Origin of the sequence: Plantactinospora sp. WMMC1484 (assembly GCF_049315195.1) — a bacterium.
In the GTDB taxonomy this organism is placed as follows: Bacteria; Actinomycetota; Actinomycetes; order Mycobacteriales; family Micromonosporaceae; genus Plantactinospora.
The window spans coordinates 3077591-3104003 of record NZ_CP186055.1; the positions used below are offsets into that span (position 1 = coordinate 3077591).

The 26413-nt window shown below is 69.5% G+C and carries 15 protein-coding genes; 13 read left to right on the plus strand and 2 right to left on the minus strand.

Annotation, left to right across the window (positions count from 1 at the left end):
* The first annotated feature begins 27 nt into the window (after positions 1–27).
* The 6 genes from pglW (at position 28) to ACN28C_RS13635 (ending at position 12791) form a co-directional block, all read left to right on the plus strand.
* On the plus strand, positions 28–4197 hold the full coding sequence (gene pglW, locus ACN28C_RS13610; RefSeq protein ID WP_422773834.1) for a BREX system serine/threonine kinase PglW: 4170 nt from the start codon (positions 28–30) through the stop codon (positions 4195–4197).
* Between the two features lie 223 nt (positions 4198–4420).
* Positions 4421–5752 (plus strand): DUF3696 domain-containing protein, encoded by a 1332-nt coding sequence (locus tag ACN28C_RS13615; RefSeq protein ID WP_422773835.1) that lies wholly within the window; start codon positions 4421–4423, stop codon positions 5750–5752.
* Positions 5742–6614 (plus strand): hypothetical protein, encoded by an 873-nt coding sequence (locus ACN28C_RS13620; RefSeq protein WP_422773836.1) that lies wholly within the window; start codon positions 5742–5744, stop codon positions 6612–6614. Before ACN28C_RS13615 ends, ACN28C_RS13620 begins: the two co-directional genes overlap by 11 nt.
* A gap of 12 nt (positions 6615–6626) precedes the next feature.
* Positions 6627–8315 (plus strand): DUF262 domain-containing protein, encoded by a 1689-nt coding sequence (locus ACN28C_RS13625; RefSeq protein ID WP_422773837.1) that lies wholly within the window; start codon positions 6627–6629, stop codon positions 8313–8315.
* Between the two features lie 34 nt (positions 8316–8349).
* Entirely contained in the window at positions 8350–11844 is a 3495-nt protein-coding gene (gene pglX / locus ACN28C_RS13630) for a BREX-2 system adenine-specific DNA-methyltransferase PglX (protein WP_422773838.1), read from the plus strand.
* A 356-nt stretch (positions 11845–12200) separates the two neighbouring features.
* Positions 12201–12791, plus strand: a complete 591-nt coding sequence (locus ACN28C_RS13635) for a G5 domain-containing protein (protein WP_422773839.1) — start codon at positions 12201–12203, stop codon at positions 12789–12791.
* A 101-nt stretch (positions 12792–12892) separates the two neighbouring features.
* On the opposite strand, the gene ACN28C_RS13640 is transcribed toward ACN28C_RS13635, so the two are convergent.
* Positions 12893–13117, minus strand: a complete 225-nt coding sequence (locus ACN28C_RS13640) for a DUF397 domain-containing protein (protein WP_422773840.1) — start codon at positions 13115–13117, stop codon at positions 12893–12895.
* Positions 13114–13986: a helix-turn-helix domain-containing protein gene (locus tag ACN28C_RS13645; protein ID WP_422773841.1), complete on the minus strand. Its 873-nt coding sequence runs from the start codon at positions 13984–13986 to the stop codon at positions 13114–13116. The genes ACN28C_RS13640 and ACN28C_RS13645 overlap by 4 nt, the downstream gene beginning before the upstream one ends.
* Before the next feature lie 474 nt (positions 13987–14460).
* Between ACN28C_RS13645 and ACN28C_RS13650 the strand changes: the two genes are divergently transcribed.
* The 7 genes from ACN28C_RS13650 to ACN28C_RS13680 all read left to right on the plus strand — a co-directional run bounded on the left by ACN28C_RS13650 (position 14461) and on the right by ACN28C_RS13680 (position 26302).
* The gene (locus ACN28C_RS13650) at positions 14461–14715 is read left to right on the plus strand and encodes a hypothetical protein (RefSeq protein WP_422773842.1); all 255 of its coding nucleotides are present in this window, start codon (positions 14461–14463) and stop codon (positions 14713–14715) included.
* Positions 14712–16691 carry a hypothetical protein gene (locus tag ACN28C_RS13655; RefSeq protein WP_422773843.1) on the plus strand — a complete coding sequence of 660 codons (1980 nt, stop codon included), beginning with the start codon at positions 14712–14714 and terminating at the stop codon, positions 16689–16691. Before ACN28C_RS13650 ends, ACN28C_RS13655 begins: the two co-directional genes overlap by 4 nt.
* A 348-nt stretch (positions 16692–17039) precedes the next feature.
* Positions 17040–17636, plus strand: coding sequence for a hypothetical protein (locus ACN28C_RS13660; RefSeq protein ID WP_422773844.1), 597 nt, complete (start codon positions 17040–17042; stop codon positions 17634–17636).
* A gap of 534 nt (positions 17637–18170) precedes the next feature.
* Entirely contained in the window at positions 18171–21932 is a 3762-nt protein-coding gene (locus tag ACN28C_RS13665; RefSeq protein ID WP_422773845.1) for a phage resistance protein, read from the plus strand.
* A gap of 82 nt (positions 21933–22014) precedes the next feature.
* Entirely contained in the window at positions 22015–24807 is a 2793-nt protein-coding gene (pglZ, locus tag ACN28C_RS13670; protein WP_422773846.1) for a BREX-2 system phosphatase PglZ, read from the plus strand.
* A complete protein-coding gene (gene brxD / locus ACN28C_RS13675) occupies positions 24804–26108 on the plus strand; it encodes a BREX system ATP-binding protein BrxD (RefSeq protein WP_422773847.1) in 1305 nt (434 codons plus the stop codon). The genes pglZ and brxD overlap by 4 nt, the downstream gene beginning before the upstream one ends.
* Positions 26109–26113: 5 nt before the next feature.
* Entirely contained in the window at positions 26114–26302 is a 189-nt protein-coding gene (locus tag ACN28C_RS13680; protein WP_422773848.1) for a hypothetical protein, read from the plus strand.
* Positions 26303–26413: the final 111 nt, after the last annotated feature.

The following is a 26413-nucleotide window of genomic DNA, read 5'->3' on the forward strand; positions in this document are numbered from 1 at the left end:
GGCCGTACAACCTTGGGGGAAGCTCGGGTGCGTCAGGACTCACCGCGCTGGGAGCAGATCAACTCCAGTCCGCACCTGCACGAGCAGGAGGGGCTGCGCGATCTTGCCAGTTACCTGCCGGACATGGACCCCTATCACGTCTGGGCAAATGTCGAGTTCGTCGGTAGCGACGGTTCGATCAACGAGGTCGACGCCCTGGTGCTCACCGCGAGCGGTCTCTTCGTCCTGGAGCTCAAGCACTGGCAGGGGGAGCTCCGGGGAGACGGCGGCCAATGGGTGCGCCGGGCGCCCAACTCGCGGCTGATCCCGGAGGACAACCCCTACATCCTGGCCAACCGGAAGGCCAAGCGGCTGGCCAGCCTGATCCGCTACTACGCCCGCCAGCAGGGCCGGGAGCACCAGGCGCCTTACGTCGGGGCGGCGGTCTTCCTGCATGCTCGGGCGATGCGGGCCGCGCTGGATCCGATCGGCGCCCAGCACGTCTACGGGCTGGACGGCCACGACTCCGGGCTGCCGAGCGTCAAGGAGATGCTGCTCGCCCGGCCACGCAATCCGGCGCACCTGGTCGACCCGGCCCGGGGGCGACAGATCGTGGAGCTGGTGCGCGGTGCGAAGATTCGGCCCTCGGTCGCCGACCGCAAGGTCGGCCAGTTGCTGCTGATGCCGCGCCCCTTCGCCGAGGGGATCGGCTGGCAGGACTTCCTGGCCGGGCACGCGATGGACACGTCGCTGGTCCGCCGGGTCCGGTTCTATCTGACCAGCCGGGCGGCCGAGGACGAGGTGCCGGACATCCGGCGGGCCGCCGAACGTGAGTTCCGGCTGTTGCAGGGCATCCACCACCCGGGGATTGCCCGGGCCCACGACCTGGTCGAGCATGCCTGGGGGCCGGCGGTCGTCTTCGACCACGACCAGGATCGGATACGCCTCGACCAGTGGCTGGTGCAGCGCGGCGCCGCGCTGACCCTGGCCCAGAAGTTGCAACTCGTGCAGGATCTCGCAGAGATCATCGGCTATGCCCATTCACGCCGGCTCGCGCACCGGGCGCTGTCGCCGCGCGCGGTCTTCGTCGGTGAGCCCGACGGCGCCCGCCCATCGCTGGTGGTCACCGACTGGCAGACCGGTGGCCGGCTGGCCGCCAGCACCCAGTTGACCCGGCTGGGCCCGTCGACCGATCCGGCGAACCTGGAGCTGTTCTTCGACGACGAGGTGCGCAGATACCAGGCGCCGGAGGCGTCCGGCGCGGCCCGGCTTCCCGGTCACCAGCTCGACGTCTTCGCGCTCGGCGCGCTGACCTACCGGATCGTCGTCGGCGAGGCGCCGGCCACGAGTCCGGAGGAGCTGGCCGCCGCCGTACGCGACAGCGGCCTGCGCCTCGATGCTGCGCTGGACGGGATGCCGCACTCGCTGGTCACCCTCGTCTACGACGCGACTCGCGGCGACCCGGCGCAGCGGCTGCCGAGCGTGACGGCGTTCCGCACGGGCCTGGAGAAGGTCTGGGAGGAGCTGACCCAGCCCGAGCCCGAGCCGGTGCTCGACCCCCTGCTCGCGCATCGGGGTGACGAACTCGACGGTGGTCTGGTGGTGCGGGACCGGCTCGGATCCGGGGCGACCGCGGTGGCGCTGCTGGTGACGATGAAGGACGACGCCGGTGGCTCTCGGGACCTGGTGTTGAAGGTTGCCCGCGACGAGCAGCACGAGGAGCGGCTGAAGGCGGAGGCGCGCACCCTCGCCGGGTTGAAGCATCCCCAGGTGGCCGCGCTGGTCAAGGGGCCGGTGACGGTCGGCAACCGGACGGCGATCCTGATGGAGAGCGCCGGCCCGCGCACCCTGGCCGAGGACCTGCGCGGCGGGCGGCTGGCGCTGGACCTGCTGGAACGTTACGGCCGGGATTTGCTGGACATCCTGAAGTATCTGGACGGGATGGGGGTGTGGCACCGGGACCTGAAGCCGGCCAACCTGGCGGCCCGGCCCCGCCCCAGCGACCGGCAGCCACACCTGTGTGTCTTCGACTTCTCGCTCTCCTCGACGGCGGCGACCGAGCTCAGCGCGGGCACCGTGGCATACCTCGACCCGTTCCTCGGCCCGCCGCGGCGGCTGCGCTACGACGCGGCGGCCGAGCGGTTCGCCGCCGCCGTGACCCTCTACGAGATGGCCACCGGCACGCTGCCCCGTTGGGGCGACAACGCCAACCCGGCTGCGGTGAGCGACGAGGTCAGCCTCGACCCGGCAGCGTTCGACCCGGCGGTGGCCGACCGGCTGGTCGATTTCTTCGCCATGGCGCTGGCCCGGGACGCGGCCCTGCGGTTCGAGACCGTCGACGAGATGACCGACGCGTGGCGGGCGATCTTCCAGCAGATCCCGGCCCCCGACCCGGAGTCGTCCGGTGCCGCCATCGCGACCGGGCTGACCCGGGAGTCGCCGCTGGAGGCCACCGACCTGACGGACCGGGCCCGCTCGGCGCTGGAACGGCACGGCGTGCACACCGTCGGGGAGCTGCTCGACGCCGAACCGTCCCGGCTGACCCGGGCAAAGGGGGTGCCGGACGCCACCCGCAAGGAGATCCTGGCCCAGGCGCGGGCGCTGCGGGCGCTGCTGCCGGCCCCGTCGGCGCCGGAGGAGCGACCGCTGGCGCACGGCATAGAGGCGGTCTGCGCGACCCTGCTGCCGGCGCCGAACAGCCGCAACCGGAAGGTGCGGGAGACTCTGGCGGTCGTGCTGGGCCAGGCGGCCACCGCCGACGGCGGGTTTCTGTGCTGGCCGGCGCAGAGCGAGGCGGCCCGGGCGACCGGGCAGACGCAGCCGCAGATTTCGGTCCTGCTGCGCGGCCAGATCAAGAAGTGGCTCGCCGAGCCGGCCGTGACGGCGGTACGGGACGAGATCGTGTCGCTGCTCGACGCGCGCGGCGGGGTGATGTCCGCCGAGGAGCTGGCCGAGGCGCTGATCGCGGCCCGGGGGTCCTACACGGTCGGGGCGAAGCGGCTGCCGCAGGCGATCGGCCTGATCCGGGCCGCGGTGGAGGCGGAACTCGGCCGGGGCGGCGACGCCCGGCTCGCCATCCAGCGGTTCCGCAGCTCCGATCAGGTGCTGGTCGGGCGGGAGCCGGACGATCCCGCGGCGGTCGTCACCGCCGCCGACCTGCTCGGCTACGTCGTGCGGCTCGGCCGCCGGGCCAGGGAGCTGGTCGACGCCGATCCGCTGCCCACCCGGCAACGGGCGGTCGAGGAGCTGCGCCGGGTGACCGAGCCGGTGGGCAGGCCGGGGGAGGAGGGTGACCGGTCGCCACGCGGGCCGGCGCTCGCGGACCTGCGGTTGTTGCAGCTCGCCGCCGCCGGGAGCAACGGCGAGGTGGACGTCAACGCCCAGGGGCAGCTGTATCCGGTGGGTATGCCGGCGGAGCGGGCGTTGCGGCTGGCGGCGGGCAGCCTGATCGGCCAGCAGTTGACTGTCGAGGAGTTGCGCGCCCGGGTGCGGAGCCGATTCCCCCGGGCCGAGGAACTGCCGGGCCGGCCGGTGCTGGGCGAGCTGCTTGCCGCCGCCCGGGTGCCGCTGACCTGGCATCCGGGCCAGCAGGCGTACGCCCCGGTCAGCGTCTCGTCCGCGCTCTCCGGCACCCGGACGCGCACCCGGACCACCCACGGGCCGCTGCTCGGCCTGGACGCCGGCGAGGAGACGGCGCGGAAGCTGACCGGGGCGATCGAGCGGCACTCTTTTCTGGCGGTGCTGGCGCCGTTCCGCCTGCTCGGCCGGTCCCGGCGCGCGTTGCTGAACCGGCTGTCGCTGACCGAGGTCGATGTCACCGCGATCCTGCTGGACCGGCTCCGGGCTCTCGGCTTCCCGTGGGAGGCGATCCTCGCCGCCGACAACGGCGTGCCGACCGACGCCGACTTCCGCAGCCTCACCGATCTGGTACGCCACCACGTCGTCCCCGCGGTCACCGAGGCGCTGGCGACGGCCGGCGGCCCGGTGCTGATCACCGAGGCGGCGCCGCTGGCCCGGTATGGCCAGCTCGGGATTCTCCAGGAGCTGGCCGACCCGACCCGCCCCCGGCCGGCGGCCCGGTTGCTGCTGGTGCCGGCCCGCACCCAGGAGCCGGTGCTGCTGGACGAGGTGCAGGTGCCGCTGACCTCGCCGTCGAGCCAGTCGGTGTGGCTCGCCCCCGCCTGGCTGGACCCGATCGCCGCGACCACATCCGACTGACCGTAGAGGTGCGGATGATCAGTCAGCCGTGGCCAGCTCGGCAACCCAGACGGTGGGCTGGCCGGTGATGGCGGCGACCATGTCGTAGTCACCGTCGTGGTGCAGGACGACTGTGCCGTGCCGTTCGGTCGTCTTCCTCAGCCCACCGGGGATCGGCCGGGAGTCGGCCTGCGGACAGTCGGGCGGTCCACTTGGGAACGCGAGCTGTGGTAGGAACTGTCGAATGCCCCTCCGCAAACTCGTGCTGGAGAACTACCGCTGTTTCCGGGACCGGCAGGAGATCGAGTTCGCCCCGGTGACCGTGGTGCTCGGCAAGAACAACTCGGGCAAGAGCGTGCTCACCCGGGCGCCGCTGGTCATCGCCACCGGTTTCGGCACCAGCTCCACCGCGCCGCTCGACCTCGACCGGCTCGGCCCGGACGCGGTCGACGACTTCCGGGAGCTCTACCACGACCACCTGACGCTGCGGCCGATCACCGTCGGCCTCGAACTCGACGGACCGGCCCGGTTCGGGCTCGCCGCCAATCTGGAATATGTGGAAAGCATCCGGAGCGCCGTGATATCCGCCCTGGACATCGGGGCGTATGGCACGACCGTGCGACTCGTCTCGACCCGGCTGAGCGGTGCCGGCGACCGGGAGGAAACTCCGGACATCGACGGGATCCCGGTCCGGCCGATGCCGCCGGTGCGCCGGGGCGAGCCGCAGCGGTACGAGATCCGGGTGCCGGGGCAGGAGCCGGTGGTCCGGCCGGTCACCTTCACCGGCCTGCTTCCCCAGCTCACCGATGTGCCGGAACTGCGCTGGCTCGACACGACAGATTTCCGGCCGAGCCCCGGGCCGATCCGCTATCTGAGCCCATATCGGGAGCGGGTGGCGCGGCAACACCGGCTGCCGCTCGGCGATCCGCGCCAGCTCGGCGTGCAGGGCGAGGGGATGCCGGGCATCCTCGCCGACGACGTCGAGCGGGCCGGTGGCGAGCTGATCCACCTGGTCAACGAGAAGCTGGCGGCGATCGTGCCGGACTGGCGGATCGCGGAGATCCAGGCCGGCCCGCTCTTCTCGACGGTGCTGACCCGGCGGGACAGCACCGTCCGGGTCAACCTCGCCGACGCCGGCACCGGGCTGGCCCAGGTGCTGCCGACCCTCGTGCAGTGCGCGCTGGACGAACTGCACGGCGTCGCCGGGGAGCAGCCGTTGCAGATCATCGAGGAACCGGAGATGCACCTGCACCCGGCCGCACACGCCGAGCTGGCCGACCTCTATCTGAACACCGCGAAGACGACCGACACCCGCTTTCTGATCGAGACGCACAGCGAGACGCTGCTGCTGCGCCTGCGCCGCCGGATCGCGGAGGTGGACAACGGCATCGACGCCGACATGGTCCGGGTCTATGTGGTCGAGCAGCGCGACGGTGCCTCGGTGGTGCGCCGGGTCGACATCGACGAGCTGGGCAACCTCGACGAGGACTGGCCGGAGGGCTACTTCTCGCAGGACTACCACGAGGTGCGGCACCTCGCCGCCGCCCAGGCGGAACGGATGGACCATGCTTCTTGACATCGACCAGCAGGTCTTCGACGCCGACGACCACCAACCGGTGATCAGCCTGCTCAGCATGGTCGCCAAGGACCGGCACGACTGGCGGCCGATGCTGCCGGCCGCGATCGAGGCCGAGAGGTTCGTCCAGAAGCTGCGTGCGGCCGAGGTGAAGCTGCCGGCGTTGAGCCTGTGGGCGGAAAAGACGGTCGAGGAAGCCGGACACCGCAGCCGTCCCGCAGCGGACGTCAAGGTCAAGGTAACGCTCGGCAACCTGGAGCCGGTGGTCGAAGACCTGGAAAAGCCGGCCGTACTGGTGGTGGAGAACCGGATCGGCGACGGCGGATTCATCCGGGCCGTGGCGGTGGCGCTGGACGACGCCCAGATGGCACGCGCGATCAGGCGGCGGTGGCTGGAGTTCTGCAACGGGGGCGGCAGCGGGCAGATGCCGGCGCTCGGCGCCGACGAGTGCAAGAAGTTCGCCGTGCTGATCCGGGTCGCCATGCTCTTCGACGGCGACCGGAACGCTCCGGATCAGCCGAGCCAGAACGAGAGCAAGGCGCGCAAGGCCCGGGAGGCCGGAGTGCCGCACGTCCATGTCTTCCATTGGCGGGAGGTGGAAAACTATGTCCCGTTCGCGGTGTGGGATTACCACTTCCCGGAAGAGACCGAGGTCATCGAGCGGCTGCGGGGCATGATCCCACGGCAGCGCGGCTACCTCGACATCAAGGAGGAGTTCCGCGAGGGGCGCACGCGGTGGCGAATGCCGAGCCCGCTGATGCCGGTCGAGGTGGCCCTGACCGAGCAGGACTTTGCCGAGCTGGGCGAGGACGTCGTCGCCGAGCTGCGGCGATTGCTCGCGATGATCCACGAGATCCTGTAGGACACTGACGTCATGCTGAGCGACCGGGGCGAAAGCCGGCTGGAGCCCGTCGTCGTCCACCTCGACAACGTGCTGGAGGACATCGCCGACGGCGTGATCCGGGTGCCGCAGTTCCAGCGTCCCTTCGTGTGGCGACCGGAGCAGATGCTCGAACTCTTCGACAGCATCGAACGCGGTTATCCGATCGGCAGCATCCTGCTCTGGGAGACCACCACCCAGGTTCCGTCGCTGGGCACGATCGGCGAGGTGGAGGTGCCGGACGCGCCGGCCGGTCGCCCGGTGTCCTACATCCTCGACGGGCATCAGCGGCTCTCCACGCTCTTCGGGGTGCTGCGCCGGCTGGGCCGGCCACCGAAGGCCGACGACCAGCGGGAGTGGAAGTGGCGGGTCTATCGGGACCTGACCCCGAAGGTCGACTCGGAGCGCTATCGGCACCACAAGGGGAGCGGCAGCCCGCCGAGGCCGGCGCCGGACAACTTCATGCCGGTGCGCGCGGTGGCCAGCACCCTCGACTTCCTCCACTTCTCCCGCAACCTCGAATTGCGGGCTGGCCGGGAGCGGGCAGAGCGGCTCGTCCGGGAGGCGGACCGGGTTGCCAACCGGCTCAAGAACTGCAAGCTGACGCTTATCAGGTTGCAGGGTGGCAATCTGGACCAGGCGGTCGAGGTCTACACCCGGCTCAACCGCAAGGGCGTACGGATGGACGCCGACCAGATGGTCTCGGCGCTGACCCACCGGCCGGGTCAGCGGACGTTGGCGCAGCGAATCGACGACATCGTGGAGTCGGTGGCGAGCAGCGGCTTCGGCGAGCTGCCCCGGCTGGCGGTCTTCCGGTCGGTGCTGGCGGTGGCCGAGGAACCGGACGTGATGACTCCGCGCTGGGAGGCGGTCGCGCGGCGGCTCCAGGACCGGCTGGTCGACGCGGTCCCGGACGCGGAACGGGCCGTCCATGCGACGGTCGACTTCCTCCGCAGGGCCGGGCTGCCACTGGCCCGACTCATCCCGTACGCGCACCAGCTCGTGGTGCTGGTCAAGTTTTTCCACCACAGCCGGGGTATGGACGACGAGCAGTTCCGCGAGCTGCGACGCTGGTTCTGGGTGACCTCCTGGGCCGGCTCGTTCGCCGGAGCAAATTCGACCACGCTGCGGACCGCCCTGCGGGAGATGCGCGAGTTCGCCGCAGGGCACGGCAAGCTCACCCTCGATCTCGCCGAGGCGCAGCCGATGCCGGACTCGTTCAATCTCAACAGCGCCCGCACGCTCGCCTATGTCGCCTGGGAAGCCGGGGAGTGGCGGAAGAGGCTAGACGTCTTCGGGCAGGAGTTCGACGTGCTGGACCGGCTGGCGGCGGGGGCGAGCCAGGCGTACCGGCCGGTGGTCACCAGCGGCGCACCCGGACTGACACGGCCGGCTAACCGGCTCGTCCTGCCGACCGTGGCCGGTCGTGGGGTCAGGGACTCACTGCTCGACCTGGAAGTCGGAGGAGGCGGGCTCTTCGACGATGGCAGGTTCGGCCGAAAGGTGCTGGAGAGTCACGGCATCCCGGCCTCCGCCTGGTATCGGCTGCGCGACGGTCGGGGTGACCTCTTCATCGAGGACCGGATGGCGCTGCTGGAGGAGCGGCTGCGGACGTTCGCCGCCGAGATCGGGGTGCCACTCGGGGACCACCTGGAAGGCGTCGCCGACGACGACTCGGAGTAGGGGAAAGCGTGGAAGCGGCCCGTAGGATCTGCGTGTGATCGAGCTGAAGGCCCTCCAGGGGCAGGTGCGAAGCCTGGTCGACGACCTGCGCGAGCAGGTCGCGGACGCGCCGGCACTGCGGTCCGAGCTGCGTCAGGAGTACGCGCAGGCAAAGACCGCCGAGCGCGTCGCCGCCAGCTTCGAAACCTGGCTGGAGGACATCCTCGACCAGGCGGCGGTGGCCTGGGTGCTCGGCTGCGTGTTCGTGCGATTCTGCGAGGACAACGAGCTGGTCGACGGGCTGTGGATCGGCGGACCGGAGCCGGCCGCCCCGGCCGAGCGGGCGATGCAGCACCGGCAGGCGCACCTGATCGCCAACCCACGGCACAACGACCGGGAGTGGCTGCGGGAGGCGTTCGGCTATCTGCGCGGGCTGCGGGCCACCGGCAAGATCTTCGACAAGCACAACCCGGTGTGGCGGTTTCCCATTTCGGGTCCGGCGGCCGAGGAGCTCAGCGACTTCTTCCGCCGGGGCGCCGGCCTGGCCTCGCTGCGCGAACCAGAGCTGAACACGCGGTTCCTCGGCGATCTGTATCAGGACCTGTCGGCGCACGCGAAGAAGACGTACGCGCTGTTGCAGACGCCGGAGTTCGTGGAGGAGTTCATCCTCGACCGGACGTTCGAGCCGGCGGTGAAAGAGTTCGGCCTGCCGGCGACCAGCGTGATCGACCCGACCTGTGGGTCCGGGCACTTCCTGCTCGGGGCCTTCCATCGGCTGGTGCGGAAGTGGCAGGAGCGGGAGCCGGCTACGGACATCGGGGTGCTGGTCGAACGGGCGCTTGGCCAGGTGACGGGGGTGGACATCAACCCGTTCGCGGTGGCGATTGCTCGATTTCGGCTGCTGATCGCGGCAATGAAGCTGCGAGGGGTGGCGAGTTTGGAGCGTACACCGGCCTGGCCGATTCGGGTGGCGACTGGCGATTCGCTACTGCCTTGGGGCAATCCTGGGGCGGGTGAACAGACTGACGTGTTCAAATGGCAGACTGAAAAGCCATTTGCGTACTCAAGCGAAGACGAAGATGTGCTGCCCGGTTTTTTGAGGCCAGGTCAATATACCGTTGTGGTAGGGAACCCTCCATACATCACCGTTCCGGACAGTGCGCGTGGTCAGCTTTATCGCGAGCTTTACCCGACGGTCTGTTATCGTCAATATGCGATGACGGTACCTTTTGCCAAGCGCTTTTTCGATCTGGCCGTTCAATCCGACGATAATGGGGAGGGTGGCGGTTGGGTCGGCCAGATTACCGGAAACTCGTTCATGAAGCGTGAGTTTGGCAAGAGGCTTATTAGTGACTACTTTGCGCACGACATTGAACTGACCGAGGTGATCGACACTTCTGCGGCCTATATTCCGGGTCACACCACTCCGACCGTGATCCTAATCGGCAAGGCTAAGCGGCGTCGTCGTTCAGCTAGGGTAAGGACTGTTGTAAGCATTGGAGGTGAGGCTGTCCAGCCAAAGGATCCGGCAAGGGGCAAGGTGTGGTTGTCGATTGTTAATCAGGTCGATTTGCCAGGCTCAGAGTCAAGATGGATTAGTGTCCTCGATCTTCCTCGCGAACAATTCTCTGCCTTTCCGTGGAGCCTTTCTGGGGCTGCTGCTATTGAGCTAATGCGACGCCTTATTCGGCCTCACAGATTAGCGGGCGTTGTCCAGTCGATTGGCCGGACGACGGTGCTAGGGGAGGATGATGTGTGGATACTCCCAGACCTGGCAACCGCGCGTCGTCTGGGTGAGCTAGAGTCCGTAGAGGTCTTCGTTACGGGTGAGAACGTACGCGACTTTCGCATAGAAGGTGCCGCGCTTGCTCGATCGCCCTACCGTGACCCAGCCCACCTCGATGTGGTCGATCATAGCCATACTTTACCAGCGCATTTGTGGCCGTATCGCGTAACGCTCCAGGCTCGCGTGATCTTTGGGCAAACTCTCATGGCCAGAGGGCGGGCCTGGTATGAGCACCTGGAGAATTATACTCAAAGGCTTCGCCTGCCACTCTCGATTGTTTTCGTCTTTGTGGCAACACACAATCATTTCGTGCTTGATCGTGGTGGGAAAATTTTCAACCGGCACGCTCCGGTGATTAAGTTATCGGATGCTGCGACGGAAGACGACTATATTCGGCTCCTTGGGATACTCAACAGCTCCGTGGCCTGCTTCTGGCTTAAGCAGGTCAGCTTTGACAAGGGTAGTCAGTCGGGCACTGGCGGATTCATGCATGATGAATGGGAGCGCTTTTATGAGTTTAGTGGGACAAAGTTGCAGGATTTTCCGTTACCGGAGGCGTACCCGTCGAGGATGGCACGGGAGTTGGATGGACTCGCGCAGCGGCTTGGCGCCGTGACTCCGGCGGCAGTGGCCGCTTCGGGCTTGCCGAGTCGGCGGCGGTTGGCGGAGGCCAAAGCGGAGTACTACTCAATTCGGGCGAGGATGATCGCTCGACAGGAGGAGTTGGATTGGGAGGTCTACCGGCTCTACGGGCTGATTGATGAAGACCTGACGCACCCGAACCCGCCCGAGTTGAACCTCGGCGAGCGGGCCTTCGAGATTGTGATGGCTGCCAGCAAGGTGCAAACCGAGTGGTTCAACCGGCACGGGTCGACGCCAACGGAGAAGCCGCATGACCATTGGCCTGCCGACTATCGAGCGTTGGTTGAGCGTCGCATAGCTGTGATCCGATCGGATCGGCACATCGGACTGATCGAGCGGCCGGAGTGCAAGCGACGATGGAAATCCAAGAGCTGGAACGACATGCAGAAGGCTGCGCTACAGGGCTGGCTGCTGAATCGACTTGAAGCGCCCGAGCTGTGGGGAGGGCTGCCGGAGCCGCTGTCGGTGGCGCAACTCGCTGACCGGGTACGGCATGACGAGGACTTTCGCGCGGTGCTCGACTTGTGGATGGAGCGCGACGACTACAACCTGATGAAAGCCCTGGGCAGTCTGGTTGCCGACGAACACGTGCCCTATCTGCCGGTGCAGCGCTATAGGCCGGCTGGGCTGCGTAAGCGTGCCGAGTGGGAGCGGACCTGGGCGTTGCAGCGCTTGGAGGACGCGGGGGAGAAGGTCGAGATCGATCCACCACCGAAGTACACCTCGGCGGACTTTGCTCGGTCATCGTACTGGGATGCGCGGGGGAAATCGGACGTGCCGAAGGAGCGGTTCATCTCGTACCCGAAGGTGGGGCGGGATGGCGATGACAGTGAGCTGCTGGGCTGGGCCGGGTGGGACCACCTGGCGCAGGCGCAGGCGCTTGCCATGGTCTATCTGGACCGGAAGACGCAGGCGGCCTGGCCGGCGCACCGGCTGTTGCCGCTGCTCGCCGGCCTGGTCGAGCTGGAGCCGTGGTTGCGCCAGTGGCACGCTGCGGAGGCGCCGGGCTTCCCCAACTCGCCGGCCGAGTTCTTCACCGACTTCATCAACGGCGAGTTGGCTCAGCTCAGCTCGGATCGGTCGGCGCTGGCCTTACTCCGGGGCGTACCCGAGCTGTCCTGACGGGCTTCGGTGAAGGTCCGTTCCACCCAGCAGTCTGGCGATCGGGCTCATGCATCCGCCGGAAGTCGGGGCTGCCAGGCCGCCCGTCTCCCGGTGAGACCCATCGGTGGGACTCAGGTGGCCGACCGGTGTCACGAAATGTCGCCGCTTGACCACTGTGGATGATCTAGTGGCAGGTCAAGACTGCTGCGGTGACCTATCGAGCGCAGGAACCATCGAGATATCCAGCGGGAGAACAGCCGACGCATCGCCCGGCGTTCGCGGCGCCACCTCCGGCCGGTGCAAGGCGATCACGAGGGGGTCTGCTCGGCAGACTCGGCCCCGGGCAGAAGGCCGCACTGTTTGTCGGGGGACCTGTGCTCTCGCTCCTGCTCTGCTGCGGCGGTCTGGCGGCGATCGGGAACATCGCTGACCCGGAGGGCGGATCGGCGAACACCTCCTCGGCGGACTCTGCTTCTACGGCGCCATCTCCAACTCCGAGCGCGCCGGTAGGCGACGCCGAAGAGGTCGCGAGTCCGGCGCCGACCTCGGCAAGCCCGACGGTCGAGAAGCAGCGGGTCACCGAGACCCGGAGCATCCCGTTTGGCGAGCGGACCGTGCGGGACTCGTCCCTGGCAAAGGGCAAGCGCAAGGTCCGGACCGCAGGAGTGAAGGGCTCGAAGACCCTCACCTACGAGGTGACGTACGTCAACGGTGAGGAGACCAGCAAGAAGCTTGTCAGCGAGGTGGTGACCAAGAAACCGGTGACGCAGGTTGTCGCGGTCGGCACCAAGGAGACCCGGAAGTGCGATCCGAACTACAGCGGCTGCGTGCCGATCGCCAGCGACGTCGACTGCGCGGGCGGGAGCGGCAACGGCCCGGCGTATGTCAGCGGCCCGGTGAGAGTCATCGGCAACGACATCTACGACTTGGACCGTGATGGTGACGGTTACGGCTGTGACGACTGAGGGCGATGCTGGATGACCAGTGTTGGCGACGTTATAGGCGCAGTGGCTGACGCGAAACATCCGGCCCTAACCCGTCCGGAGCGCCTTGGCGGGTTAGATGATCAAGCAGGGGAGCCGAAGTCGAACTCACCGTCCTTGACTCCGGCGACGAAGGCGTCCCACTCGGCTCGGGTGTAGACGATGGTCGCCGCGTCCGGTGCCTTGCTGTGCCGCAGCGCCACCCGCTCCGACCCGTCGAGCAGCGGTCCAGCTTCCACACAGCTACCGCCGCCGTCCGAACTCCGACTACTGATGTGCCAGGCCGCCGACGGCTGGGTATCGCTCATGAAAACTCCTCCGCGATCGTCGTGATCAACTTCGCCGACTCGCGTGGATCGAGCGCGGCCTCCCGGAGGCGATCGTACGCGTCGAGGTACCTCGTTGACTTGGGCGCCTCGAAGTACATCTGCCCAGCCAGCCCTTCCAGGTAAGCGACTTCGGGGTACGGCTTGGGCATGCGGAACAGCCAGAATGAGCCTTCAAGTCCAGGGTGTAGCCATACCTGGCTGGGAAGGATCCTGATCTCTACCTTCGGCCGCTCAGCGATCTTTCGAAGATGGAGGAGCTGCGCCCGGAGGAGCACGCTGCCGCCAATCTGGCGTCGTAGCACGGACTCGTCGATGATCGTTTCGAGCGCGGGCGGGTTCGCTCGATTGAGTACATGTTGCCGCTCCATCCGGAGTTCCAACCACCGGCCTACCTTGTCCTCGGTGCCGTTGGATCCCTCCACGCATCTGATCACGAGTTCGGCGTACTCCCGCAGCTGGAACAGCCCGGGGACGAGCATCGCGTGGTAGGAACAGACGGTGTTGGCGCGGGACTCCAGCCAGGGAAAGTCGATGAACGACGAGTCGACCAGGTCGCCGTAGTTTTCGGTCCAGCGGTCGGTGCGCCACACTTCCTCGGCGAGGCTGAGGAGCTGGGCGCGTTCGCTTGCCCGGTGGAAGCCGTAGAGGTCGAGGAGGGCGAGCACGTCGTGGCGCTGGATCGGCCACTCGGCGCGCTCGTAGCGGCCGAGCGCCGAACGGTCCCGGTTCAGGTGCTCGGCGACCAGCTCCAGGCTCATGCCGCGCTGCTCGCGCAGGTCCCGGAGCCGCTGGCCGAGCCACTGAGCCCGGAGCGTGCGGATGAAGGGCCGGTGCTGCGTCATTACCATGATCTTTCTCCTCTGCCTGATCGGGGCGGGACAGTCGCGGGAAAAGGTCGAGTGGGAAGGGTTACTCCCACCCGGCGGCCCCTGACAACCTGTCCATAGAGGAGGTGATTGTGAGTCGTCTTTTCAGGTTGGACCGCTGAGTCATCACGACTTACCGGAGTTGTCTATCACGGGCGTGCGCGGCTCCGCGACCCCGCACCATCACGAATTCACTACCGCCCCATCAACCGTGTGGGCGTGGTGAGGCGCGCGCTCGTTCCGGCACGCCCTGCTGCCGTACTCGCCGAATGGCTGCGGCGGTAGGTGCGACAGGGGCGGCCCGTCCCCCCGAATCAGCCTCCCGACGGGCCGCCCCTTTCAAACCCCGGAGCCAATCCCCGAAGCGCTCTGCACCGACGACGAAAGAAGGAGCATGTTGTCCATTGTCGATCACGGTTCGGCTCCCGTTACCGCCACAATTCCGGGCGGCCGGTGATGGACGAGCAGCCGAGGTTCGTCCTGCACCTGCCGTTCACCGCTACCAGCCTGGACGCGGCGAAGCTCTTCGCCCGCACCGCCGGCCGCTCGCTGGCCTTCCTTACCCAGCTCGACGTGCCGGAGACCACCCTCTCCGAGGAGGACAACCAGGGCGTACGGCACCGCATCTACTGTGACCGGCTTCTCGCCGGTGGCCGGCGCTGCGCACTCCGGGCCGAGCACCCCAACGACTGTGCGTCGGTGCAGGGGTGACCGCGACACCCGCCGTCGTGCCCTGCCCGGACTGCGGCACCGTCACCAGCCACGCCTGCGCCTCCTGCGGCCAGCACGGTCTGCGCCGGGCCCAGCTCGTGCTCACCGTGGCCAACCTGGACACCGGGGCGGTCGCCTCGGCAGAGGTCGCAGCCGGGACGCTCGCACCCCGCCCGTCACCCGGCGGCGGCTGGCACCTGGCGCTGACCCCGCTGCTGCACGACCTGGCCGCCTCGGTCGGCGCCGGCAGCTTCCACGATGTCACCGCCCCGACCGAGCCGGTCGGCGAACGGCGGGTGCCGCTGCCCGCCGAGTGGCGGCCCGAGCTGCCCGCCGAGCATCGGGACGACCTGGCGGCAGCGGCGATCGCGGGCTGGACGCGTACCCCGTGGCAGGTCTTCCTCGGTCGGACCGTCGCGCGGCCGGCGTCGGACCCGGACCGGCAGCTCACCCGGCTCTGCGCGGTCGCCGGCCTGCTCTGCCTCGACCTGGTGGTCGAGGCCCGCCGGCTGCCCGGTGCGGCCGGCGGGTTCGGCTGGGAGGTCCGGTACGAGCTGCCCGGCTCCACGCCCCCGGTTCGACCGGCCACCCATCCCGACCTGCCCGCAGCGGTCGCCGCCACCACCGTCGAGCGGGCGATCGCGCTACTGACCACCCGGCAGGTCGCCGCGCCCGCGCACTTCGTCCGCACCGCCGGCCCGGCCGGGGTCGCCCGGCCGGTCACCCTCGACGTCATTCCCGGGGGGACCGACGTCGCGCAGGTCGAACGCCGGATCCTCGGCGCCGTCGCCCCGGCGACCGGCGAGGAGTTCCCGGGCGCCCAGTCGATCTGGCGCAACGGCGCCTGGTGGCACACCGCGCTCCGCCGGGCCGGCGCGGCCGGGCCGCGCACCGACCGGTACCCGGAGAGATGCGACTCCCGGGCCACCGGCACGGTGCGGCGCGACCGGGAGCCGCCGGATCCGCACTGGCGCGGCGCCGCCATCCCGTACGCCGACTGCCCTGACTGCGACCCGGTCACCGGCCTGCGTCCCTGTGACTGCACTCTCGGCGGCCGGCCCGCCGGACCCGACTGTGCCCGCTGCCGGGGCGTCGGCCGCCGCGCATCGGTGCTGCCCTGCCACGCCTGCGGTGGCACCGGCCGCCGTCCTCTCGGCGCCGTCCTCACGCTCAGCAACCTGCGCGACCTGGTCCTGCACCTGAACTGGGAGGTCGGCGCGTCCCCGCCGGCAGTGCTGGTCGCCACCCACCCGGACGGTCAACCGGTGGTCCAGCTTCCCGGCCGCTACCGGCTGGCGCGCTGGGCGAGCATCTTCCGGGTACGCCCCGAGGACCTCGCCGACCTGGACGGTGGTGGCGCGCTCGACCAGGATCTCCGGGACGGCATCGTCAGCCTGCCCGACCCGGACGCCGATCCGCTGGCCCACTACATCGGCCACACCAGCGGCGGCCACCCGGGCGCGCGGCGCTTCGTCCGGGCCGGCGGCCCCGACGTGCCGCCGCTGGCCGAGCTGATCCGGCTCGCCCTCGGCCTCGGTCTCGTGGCCACCGTGACCGTGCAGGATCATCGGCTCAACGACGGCGATCCGCTCCGGCCGCACGGTCTGGGCTGGCACGTCGAACTCAACGCGCCGGCCCTGCCGGTGGGCGTGCCCGACCTGCCGATCCACCCCACCGTCGAAGCGGCGATCGCCGACTGCCTCGACTGCCTCGACCTCGCCCTGGCCGAGGCGGTGCCGGCAGACCCGGCGGATCCGATCCCGGTCCCATCGGTGCTGCAGCCCGCGCCGTTGGACGATCCGCTGCCGCTGCTCGCCCAGCTCGGTGACCGTTATGCCGGCCGGCTGGTGGCGGTCCGGTTCGACCCGGCCGGTTGCCACCTCTACCTGCGACACCACGACGAGGTCCAACACCTGGCGAGCGCCGCCACCCTCGCCACCCTCGGCGCGTCGCCCTCGACGCTGCCGTCACTGTGACGCGGGCGGCTCCCAACATGCTTGTGCGGCTGCACGATGACAAGTGATCTCTGGGAGCACGCCAAAGCTTGCCTGGCCGGAATAATCGGGCGTGGCGGACCGGCCACTACCGCTGGCGTGGCCGCTGCGGCGGTGCAGACTTCTCGCGATCGGCTCATCGCCGCAGCTGAAGCTGACTTTCCACGAGTCACCGCACTGGAGCAGGCGCGTTGGGGTTGCCGCAGGCCGTCGTGCAGACCCGAAGCCTTCGCGTAAACGAGAAGGCGCTCCGTCTCGACGACGTGCGTGGTGTGGTGGGAGTTTCGCCGGAAGGGTGAGGCTGTGACATCTCGAGGAGAAGGAAAGGCGATGGAAAAGCTCTTTTCTGTTTACTGCTCAGGCTCGATTCTCAAGGGGTCCAATGAGCAAGGTAGGTTATGCTGGACCGATGAGGAAAGGGCCGAGGTGGCCAAAGGGGCGGCTCCTGCGGAAGTCGTGTTCCTCAATCCTGATGATCCCATCACCGATCCGGGAAACACTCTTGGTCAGTTCGGCCGGGACATGTACCAGGTTCTTACGGCCACGGCAGTCATAGTCGACGCCAGAGAGCGGCGAGGACTGGGGATCGGTGTCGAGATGACGGTCGCGGCGCTCGTCGGCACGGCCGTGATCGTCGTTGCTCCGCGCAACTCAAAATATCGCTGCGACGTGTTGGAGTACCGCGGTGTCACGGTTCGTGATTACGTACATCCACACGTCGCGTCGCTCGCCGCGCATGTGGTGGAGGATTTCGTCTCCGCGGGTGCGGCGTTGACGACGATCTCAAAATCCTCACCAGGAGACTCGCAGTTGCCGGCATGGTTGTCCGCCGCGCTGGCCGAGTACGAGGGGAACATTCTCAGTGGTGACCAGCCGATGCTGCACGCACTGCATCGAATTCGAGCGGGAGTGGGTGCATCGAGATGAGGATGGATGTCGGTGCCAGCGAAAGCGCAGAGTATCGAGTTGGAAACTGGCATTGCAGGTCTCCATCTGGTGCGCAACGAACCGCTTGAGCAGATGCTCTTCGATCGCAAGGAAGCGGTCTCGTCGTCGCGTCGGCGGGTGTGGTTGGAGCGGGCGCAGCAGTCGGAGTTCGCGGATCCGCCTGCTCACCCCGGCGTCCGCGGTGGCCAGCGCGCGAATCGCCCTGCCGCTCAGGAACGGGTCCACGGCCAGTGTCCGTGCCAGGCTCTCCGTCAGGCTGGACTTGCCGGTCGCCGGAGGCCCCATGATGAATACCGCGATCGGCGCCGTGACCACGGCGGCCTTCACCAGCATCGCTTCTCGGCCGGAGTCACCACATCGTTATTCTGCGGCAGCGGGAGCCGATACAGAAGGTCGGTCCGCCACGGCGGCTGCCGTCCTCGGGCGGACGAGGACGGTCCGGTGGTCTCGACGCCATAGGATCGTCGGGCGGTGGTGATCCGGCCACTACGCGGCGCGGACGAAGGAGCGGTGATGACCCTGCTACGGGACGTGATCGACATCCCTCCCTCGGTGGGAGACGGCGACTTCGTGGTCCGCGCCGCAGAGGGTGCGGACCTGCGCCGGTACATCGTCACCGACCAACTGCGGGAGAACTTCGCGGAGGCGCTGCGCCGGATCGGCCACGCGGTCGGCACGGGCCGGTCCCAGGCGCTCTTCCTGCACGGGTCGTTCGGTTCCGGAAAATCGCACTTCATGGCCGTGCTGCGGGAGGTGCTCCAGCACAACCCGGCCGCCCGGGAGGTGCGCGGCCTCGCCGAGCCGGTGCTCGCCGCCGACGGGTGGCTGCGCGGCAAGCGCATCCTCACCCTCACCTTCCACATGCTCGACGCGCGCTCGGTCGAGCAGGCGGTCCTGGAGGGCTACCTCAACCAGATCACCGCGCTGCATCCGGACGCGCCGGTGCCGCCCGTACACCGGTCGGACGCGATGCTCGACGACGCCGCCCGGCTCCGCGACCGGATGGGTGAGGAGGCCTTTTTCGCCGCGCTGCGCGACGGCGGCAGCCCGACCCACACCGGCGGCGGGCTGGCCGCGCACGTCGCCCGCGCCGCCGGCTGGACGCCGCAGACCTACGCGGAGGCCGCCGCCGCGCCGCCCGGCACCGCCGGCCGGGACGCCCTGGTCAGCGCACTGACCAGCACTTTCTTCACCGGCGCGGTCCGCAGCGGGGAATACCTCGACCTGGACAGCGGCCTCGCGGTGATCACCCGGCACGCTGTCTCGCTCGGGTACGACGCGATGGTGCTCTTCCTGGACGAGTTGATCCTCTGGCTCTCCACCAAGATCAGCGACCACACCTTCGTCAACACCGAGGGCGCCAAACTCAACAAACTCGTCGAGTCGGCGGACGCCGCCCGGCCGATGCCGCTGGTCTCCTTCGTCGCCCGGCAGCGCAACCTGGAGGAGTTCCTCGGCCCGCAGGTCGGCGGCACCGAGCGGGAGGCGCTGGCGCACGTCATGCGCAGCGTGCAGGGCCGGTTCGGTGAGATCGTGCTCGCCGACACCAACCTGCCGGAAATCACCGAAGGGCGCCTCCTCCGGCCGATCGACGAGGCCGCTCGGGCCACCATCGACAACGCCTTCGGCGCCGTACGCGGCAACCGCGAGGTCTGGGACACCCTGTTGCTCGGCGCGCAGTACGGCGACGCCGGCATCGGCTCGGACGCCGCCGCCTTCCGCCGGCTCTACCCCTTTTCGCCCGCCCTGGTGGCGACCCTGGTCGCCCTCTCCCAGGCGTTGCAGCGCGAGCGGACGGCGCTGAAGGTGATGACCGAGCTGCTGGTGGAGCGCCGGGACACGCTGCGGGTCAACGACCTGATCGGGGTCGCGGCCCTCTTCGAGCCGCTGGTGCTGCGCGGCGAGCTGCCCGACCGGCCCAAGCTCCGGCAGCTCTTCTCCACCGCCCGTACGCTCTACCTGGGCAAACTGCGGCCGATCCTGCTCGGCCTGAACGGCATCGCCGAGGAACAGGCGGCCGGGCACACCCAGTTCCAGCTCGACGACAAGCTGATCAAGACGGTGCTGCTCGCCGCCCTGGTGCCCGAGGTGCCGGCCCTGCACAACCTCACCGCCGCCAAGCTGCACGCGCTCAACTTCGGCAGCATCGCCTCACCCATCCCCGGCTACGAGAACCAGGTCGTGCTGAACCGGCTCCGCAAGATCGCCGACGACGCCGGAGAGCTGCACCTCACCGACGGTCCCGACCCGGTGATCACGCTCAAGCTGCACGCCGTCGACTACGACAAGCTGCTCGACCTGGTGCCGGAGCGGGAGACCACCACCACCGGGGTACGCCAGCAGATCGTCCGCGACCTGGTGACCACCGAGATGGGGCTGACCGGCGCCGAGGGGCAGCTCGGCGAGTTGCAGCACCCCCGGGACTGGCGGGGGCGGCGGCACGTCGTGCAGGTGAAGTTCGGCAACGTCCGCGACCCGGACACCATGCCGGTGGCCGCGTTACTCGCCACCGGCGAGGGCTGGCGGATCGTCGTCGACTATCCGTTCGACCCGCAGAACGTGCCGCGTAACGCCGACCGGGCCCGGATCGAGCAACTCGACCAGGGTTCGCACACGGTCTTCTGGCTGCCGCTCTATTTCACCGACGAGATGATGGGTCGGGTCGGTCAGCTCGCGAAGATCAACTACTTGCTCGGCAACAGCGGCACCGGTGACCGGCTCAACGCGCTCGCCGTGGACTGGACGGCGGCCGACCGGCAGCAGGGCCGGGTCTACCTCCAGCAGCGCCAGTCCCAGTTGCGGGGCACCCTGCTGCACGCGCTCAAGCAGGCGTACGGGATCGTCCGGCCACAGCCCGCGGAGGTGCAGGACGACAGCGTCGGGGTGCTGCACACCCTCGCCGAAGGGCTCCAGCTCGGCGACCCGCGCGGCGGAACGCTCCGCGAGGCGTTCGAGAACCTCACCGGCGAGCTGCTGGCCTGGGCGTACCCCGGACGGCCGGCGATGCCCGAGGACGAGAAGCCGGTCACCCGGGGCGAACTGAACAAGATCCTCGAGTACGCGCGGCTGGCGGTCGCCGACCCGACCCGGGGCGTGACCGTGCCACCCGGCGACCAGCGCACCATCCGGCGGGTCTGCAACAACCTCCGCCTGGGCGAGCTGGTCGACCACCGGTATGTGCTGACCACCAGCACGTGCCGGTGGAGCCAGCACCTCCTGCAGGCCGCCGCGAACGAGGGCTACACCGAGCATTTCCCGGTGCACGTGCTGCGCCGGCTCATCGAGCAACCAGCCCGGTTCGGCTTCGACCGCGAGCTGCAAAATCTGATCATCGCGGTCTTTGCGCTGGAGCAGCAGCTCGCCTGGTATCTGCACGGCGGCAAGGTCGACGTCGGCGCCCTCGCGGGAGTGCGGGACGAGTACGAGCTGCGCCATCCACCGATGCCCAGCGAGGAGGCCTGGGCGAGGGCGGTGCGGCGTGGCTCCGCCCTGTTCGGCGAGGTGCTGCCGGTGTGGCGTACTCCGGCGAACCTGGGCGGGTTGGCCGGGACGTTGCGTACCGCGGCGAGCCGGCGCCGGACCGTGACGGCGGGGCTGGTCCGGGCGCTCGTCGAGCATGCCGAGGTGCTCGGCCTGGACCTGTCTGCCGAGAGCGGGCGACTGGCCACCGCCCGGCGGCTGGCGACGCTCACCGAGCAGCTCGGCACCGAGAGCGACGACGTCGTGCTGGTCGAGCTGGCCGCCCAAGCGGATGTCGGCGACATCGACGATCATGCGGCTGGCAGGGCACTCGCCGAGGCGGGTGGCGTCACCGAGGCGCTCAGCCGGCCGCACCAGTGGCCGCTGCTGACCGCGATGGTGGCCCGCGCCGAGACCGACCGGCGCGCCCGGGTCATCGTCGAGCAGCTTCGGGCGGTGGCCAGGCACGAGCAGCACGGTGTCGAGCTGGCCGACGCGTTGCAGACGGCCGCCGACGCCGCGACAGCGCTGCTCGCCACCGAGCGACCCGTTCCGCCGCCACCGCCGGTCGACACCCCACGGCCGGCGGGACCCACCCGATCATGGGCGGGCGATGGCGACAGCATCGGGGACAGAGTACCGCCCGTCCGGCTGGCTCCGGACGACCAGCCAAACGGAACGTCCGATCCGGGAGAGGTCCGCACCGCACAGCGGCGTACGGTCGAGACGTCGACGGCCTGGCGCGAGGTCGCCGCCGAGATCGAGGCCGAGGTGAAGCGCGGCCGGCGGGTGACCGTCACCTGGGAGGTCGAATGAGGGTGCGGGTGCGACCCGGACGCCGTACGGGTGTGGACGGCGGGCGGACGTGGTGAGTCAGCGGGCAGACAGCGGCACCCGCGTGCGATACAGCGCTGTCCGGCCGGACGCGGTGCGCCGCAAGGTCCAGTCCTGGCTGGCGGAGCGCGACGGTGCGATGGCCATCGCCCTGGCCGCCCGTCCGGAATGGCCCGGCGATCCGCTACTGACTGTCGAAGGTGCCACGGTCCGGGTGGTGCCCTGTGCGACCCCACTGGCCGCCCGTGCCGCGCTGCACGACCGGGCAGAGCACGAGCGGCTCGTTCTCCTCACCGAGGTGGGCGAGCGCGAACTCGGCGACGGCCTGCTCGCACATCTGAGCATGCAGCGCGTGCGCAAGGTGCGGCCCTGGGACCTGGTCCGGCAGATGTTCGGCGTCATCGAGCTCGATCCGAGTCTGGTGCGGACCGGGGCCTGGGTCGCCGACGCGCTGAGCGACCATGCCCCGGCCGAAGGCTGGCCGGCCCCGCCGGGCACGATCCTCACCCGCGATCACGCACTGCGGTGCCTCGCCGCCGAACTGCTCGGCCTGCCGAGAGACGAGCTCGACACGCCAGGGCTGTTGCAGTGGAGCATCGATGCACCGGCCCAGCTCCGGTTCGGCACCCTCGGCGAGATGGTGACCAGGGGTGTGACCAGCTACGTGACGGAGGCGGCCGGGCCGGCCGCCGTGCCGATCATGGCTGCGGTGCGTGCCGGTCACGGCGTCGACGCAATCCCGCTCGGCCTGCTGGCCGGAGTGCTCTGGCCCGAGTCGGGTGAGGGGTCGTCGAGCGTCGCGGTGGCCGTCGCCCGGGCCCGGCTCGAGCCGCTCTTTGGCGGTGCCCGGATCACACCCGCCCAGGCCGAGACGTTCCACCGCGCCGCCGAGGCATGGGTCTACCGGGCGGTCGACGCGGGCGGCTCCGCCCGCCGGGAGGCGGTCCGGATGCTCCGCCGCGCCGAAGCGATCGCCGCCGATCTGGAGATCGTCGGGCTGCTCGGCACGTCGGCGGTGCTGCCGAGCGGCTTCACTCAGCGGCTGCGGGCATTCGCTGCGGCTGTCCGGTTTGCGTTGCCGGCCGCTGGTCCCGCCCTGCCGGAACTGGTCGGGCGGGCGCAGGAACTGCTCGAGCCGGTCGAGGCGCACCGGGCAGCCAATCCGGCGCGGGTGGAAACAGCGCGGATGGCGCTCCGGGCGCTGCGCTGGCTTGGCAGCCCGGAGGAGGCGGCCCCGACGACCCTGCTCGACGCCACTCACCGGCAGGTACGCCAGGACGGCTGGGTGGACCGGGCTCGGTTGGACATCTTCGCCGGAGACCCCGATCCGGAGATCGCCGAGGCGTACCAGTCGCTGCATCGTGCCGTGGACGCCCGCCGGAGCCGGCACGACCAACAGTTCGCCGAGCTACTCGCCGAGATCACCGCTGCCGGGGCGGAGCCCGGCGCGCTGCTCCGCGTCGAGGACGTGCTTGACCGGATCGTCGTGCCCATCGTCGAGAACGGTCGACGGGTCCTGCTGCTCGTGATGGACGGCATGGGCGTCGCCGCCGCCACCGAACTCGCCGAATCGATCACCCGCAGCGGCATCTGGGTCGAACTGACCCCGGACGGCGGTCCGCGGACGGGTGCCGTCGCGGTGCTGCCCACGATCACCGAAGCGAGCCGGTGCAGCCTGCTCGCCGGCCGGGTGTGTAGCGGTGGTCGGGCCGCCGAACTCGACGCCTTCGCCCGCCGGTTTCCGGACGGGCGGCTTCTGCACAAGAAGGCGCTGCGGGCCGGTGCCGGTGCCGCCTTCGAATCCGACGTGCTGGCCGCACTGGTCGATCCGAGCCTGCCGGTCGTCGCCGCAGTGGTCAACACCATCGACGACGCACTCGACCGCAGCGAGCCCGGCACAACGGTATGGGGTGAGGACACCATCCCAGCCGTACGGGACCTGCTCGCCGTCAACCAGGATCGGGTCGTCGTCGTGATCTCCGATCACGGCCACGTCGTCGACCGGGGTCCTGAGGCCGTCACCCGGCCAGGCGGCGAGGGCGGCAACCGGTGGCGGACTGCGGAGCCGCCGCCCGGTGACGGTGAGGTCTTGGTGTCCGGCAGCCGGGTGGTGCTCGGTGGTGGCCGCGTTGTTCTCCCCTGGCGGGAGGAGATCCGGTATGGCCCCCGTAAGTCCGGCTACCACGGCGGGGCGGCGCCAGCGGAAGTTGTGGTGCCGGTGCTGGTCTTCGGTGCCGGTGACGAGACCGCCGTGCCGGGTTGGGCCGGTGCGCCCGTGGCAAGCCCGGAGTGGTGGCGGGAGCCGTTGCCGGCGGAGACGTCCCGGCCGGGTACCGCCGTCCCGCCCGGCGGACGCGGCAACGCGGCGCGACGCCGCCCCGGGAGCCCTTCCGCCGGCCAGCCCGAGAGTCTGTTCGACCTGGTCGACCTGAATTCGCCGTCGGCTGCACCGCAGAGCCGGGCCGAGTCACCGGTCCCGGCTCCACCGGCGACATCGGCCGGGCAACGGACGGCACCGACATTCGCCCTGGTCAAGGCGTTGTTGACCAGCGAGCGATACCTCCAGCGTCGTGGCACCCGGGCCCCGCTGCCGGACGAACGCGTTGCCGCGCTGCTGGAAACCCTGCTCGCCAACGGCGACCGGGCCGCCCTGGACACCCTCGCCGCCCGGGCCGGGATCCCGGCCCATCGGATCAACGGCGCCGTCACCGCCCTGCGGCGGCTGCTCCAGGTCGAGGGCTATCCCGTGCTGACCCTTGACCGCGACGGTCAGACGGTGCATCTGCACCGCGACCTGCTGATCGAGCAGTTCGAGCTGCCGGCGGAGCGGCTCCGGGAGCAAGGCGGGCGTCGGTGAGCGTCGACGACATCTCGGCTCGACGTCGCCGCGACATCGTCGACGCGCTGCGCCGGGGGGTCGTTCCCAGCAACGGCCTGGACGCGCTCGCGGTGGGCCTGGACCGGTTCGTCGCCGCGCTCGACGAGGACCTGGACCGGGCAGCCGGTGGCGGCAGCGTCTTCAAAGCTGTCCGTGGCGAGTACGGTGCCGGTAAGACCTTCTTCACGCGATGGCTCGCCGAACGGGCGAAGCGGCGCGGCTTCGCGGCGGCCGAGGTGCAGATCTCGGAGGTGGAGACGCCGCTGCACCGGATGGAAACCGTCTATCGGAGGCTTGTCGAGCACCTCGGCACCGAGCAGTTCGTTCCGAGCGCCCTGCGGCCGGTGCTCGACGGATGGATCTTCGCACTTGAGGAAGACGTGCTGGCGGGCGGCGAGATCGCCGAGGATGACGCGGACGGGCTCGACCGGGCCGTCGGCGAGTTGCTGGAGCGCCGGCTCGGTGAGATATCCCGCAGCACACCCGGATTTGCGGCGGCGCTGCGCGGCTATCGTAGCGCCACGGCACGGGGCGACCGCATCAGCGCCGACGGTCTGGCGGCCTGGCTCGGCGGCCAGCCCCATGTGGCGGCGGCGGTGCGTCGGTCCGCCGGCGTGAAGGGCGACCTCGACCACTTTGCCGCGCTGAGTTTCCTTCAGGGCCTGCTCACGGTGCTGCGTGACAGCGGACACCGGGGACTGTTGCTGGTACTGGACGAGGTGGAGACGCTGCAACGGGTACGCTCCGACGTTCGGGACAAGGCGCTGAACGCGCTGCGCCAGCTCATCGACGAAGTACATGCCGGCCGGTTTCCAGGGCTGATGCTAATTATCACCGGCACGCCGGCCTTCTACGACGGTCCGCAGGGCGCCTCGCGACTGGCTCCGCTGGCCCAGCGGTTGGCAACGGACTTCGGCGGAAATCCACGCTGGGACAATCCGCGGGCGGTTCAGGTGCGGCTGCCCGGCTTCGATCTCGACCGGCTGGTCGAACTCGGTATCCGGGCACGGGACATCTATGGAAGTCCCCGGGTTGACGGGCGGATTGACGACGCGTACCTGGGAATTCTTGCCAGGGCGGTGACCGGCCGGCTCGGCGGCCAGGTCGGCGTGGCACCGAGGGTCTATCTCAAGAAGCTCGTGGCGGATGTGTTCGACCGGGTGGACCAGTTCGACGACTGGAATCCACGAGAGCACTACGAGTTGACCGTGCGGGCCGACGAACTCACCGACGTGGAACGCAACGCTGCCTCCGCCGACGACGTCGAGCTGCGACTCTGACCATCGTGTCCGACTTCGATCCGGTGCTGATGCACCATAGCGTCGACGCGCTGGGTCGGCGTGATCTGCGGCCGTTGCAGCGTGCCGCGATGGCGCCGCTGCTCGCCGGGGACGACGCCCTACTCCGCCGGGTGAGCACCGACCCCGAGGTCGAGATCGTCGACACCGACCCGGTGGCGTTCGTCGTGCGCTGAAGCGGGCCGAGGGGCGGGACGTCTCGCTCTGCGGCGGCGGTCGCCTGGCCGGGACGCTGCTCCCGGAGATCGACGAACTGGTCGTCAAGCATTATCCGGTGGCCATCGGGG

What these genes read in the sequence shown, in the direction of transcription:
- ACN28C_RS13615 (WP_422773835.1), top strand. Translation starts at nt 4,421, where the DNA reads ATGCCCCTCCGCAAACTCGTGCTGGAGAACTACCGCTGTTTCCGGGAC.
- ACN28C_RS13620 (WP_422773836.1), top strand. Translation starts at nt 5,742, where the DNA reads ATGCTTCTTGACATCGACCAGCAGGTCTTCGACGCCGACGACCACCAA.
- ACN28C_RS13625 (WP_422773837.1), top strand. Translation starts at nt 6,627, where the DNA reads ATGCTGAGCGACCGGGGCGAAAGCCGGCTGGAGCCCGTCGTCGTCCAC.
- ACN28C_RS13640 (WP_422773840.1), bottom strand. Translation starts at nt 13,117, where the DNA reads ATGAGCGATACCCAGCCGTCGGCGGCCTGGCACATCAGTAGTCGGAGT.
- ACN28C_RS13645 (WP_422773841.1), bottom strand. Translation starts at nt 13,986, where the DNA reads ATGGTAATGACGCAGCACCGGCCCTTCATCCGCACGCTCCGGGCTCAG.
- ACN28C_RS13650 (WP_422773842.1), top strand. Translation starts at nt 14,461, where the DNA reads ATGGACGAGCAGCCGAGGTTCGTCCTGCACCTGCCGTTCACCGCTACC.
- ACN28C_RS13660 (WP_422773844.1), top strand. Translation starts at nt 17,040, where the DNA reads ATGGAAAAGCTCTTTTCTGTTTACTGCTCAGGCTCGATTCTCAAGGGG.
- ACN28C_RS13665 (WP_422773845.1), top strand. Translation starts at nt 18,171, where the DNA reads ATGACCCTGCTACGGGACGTGATCGACATCCCTCCCTCGGTGGGAGAC.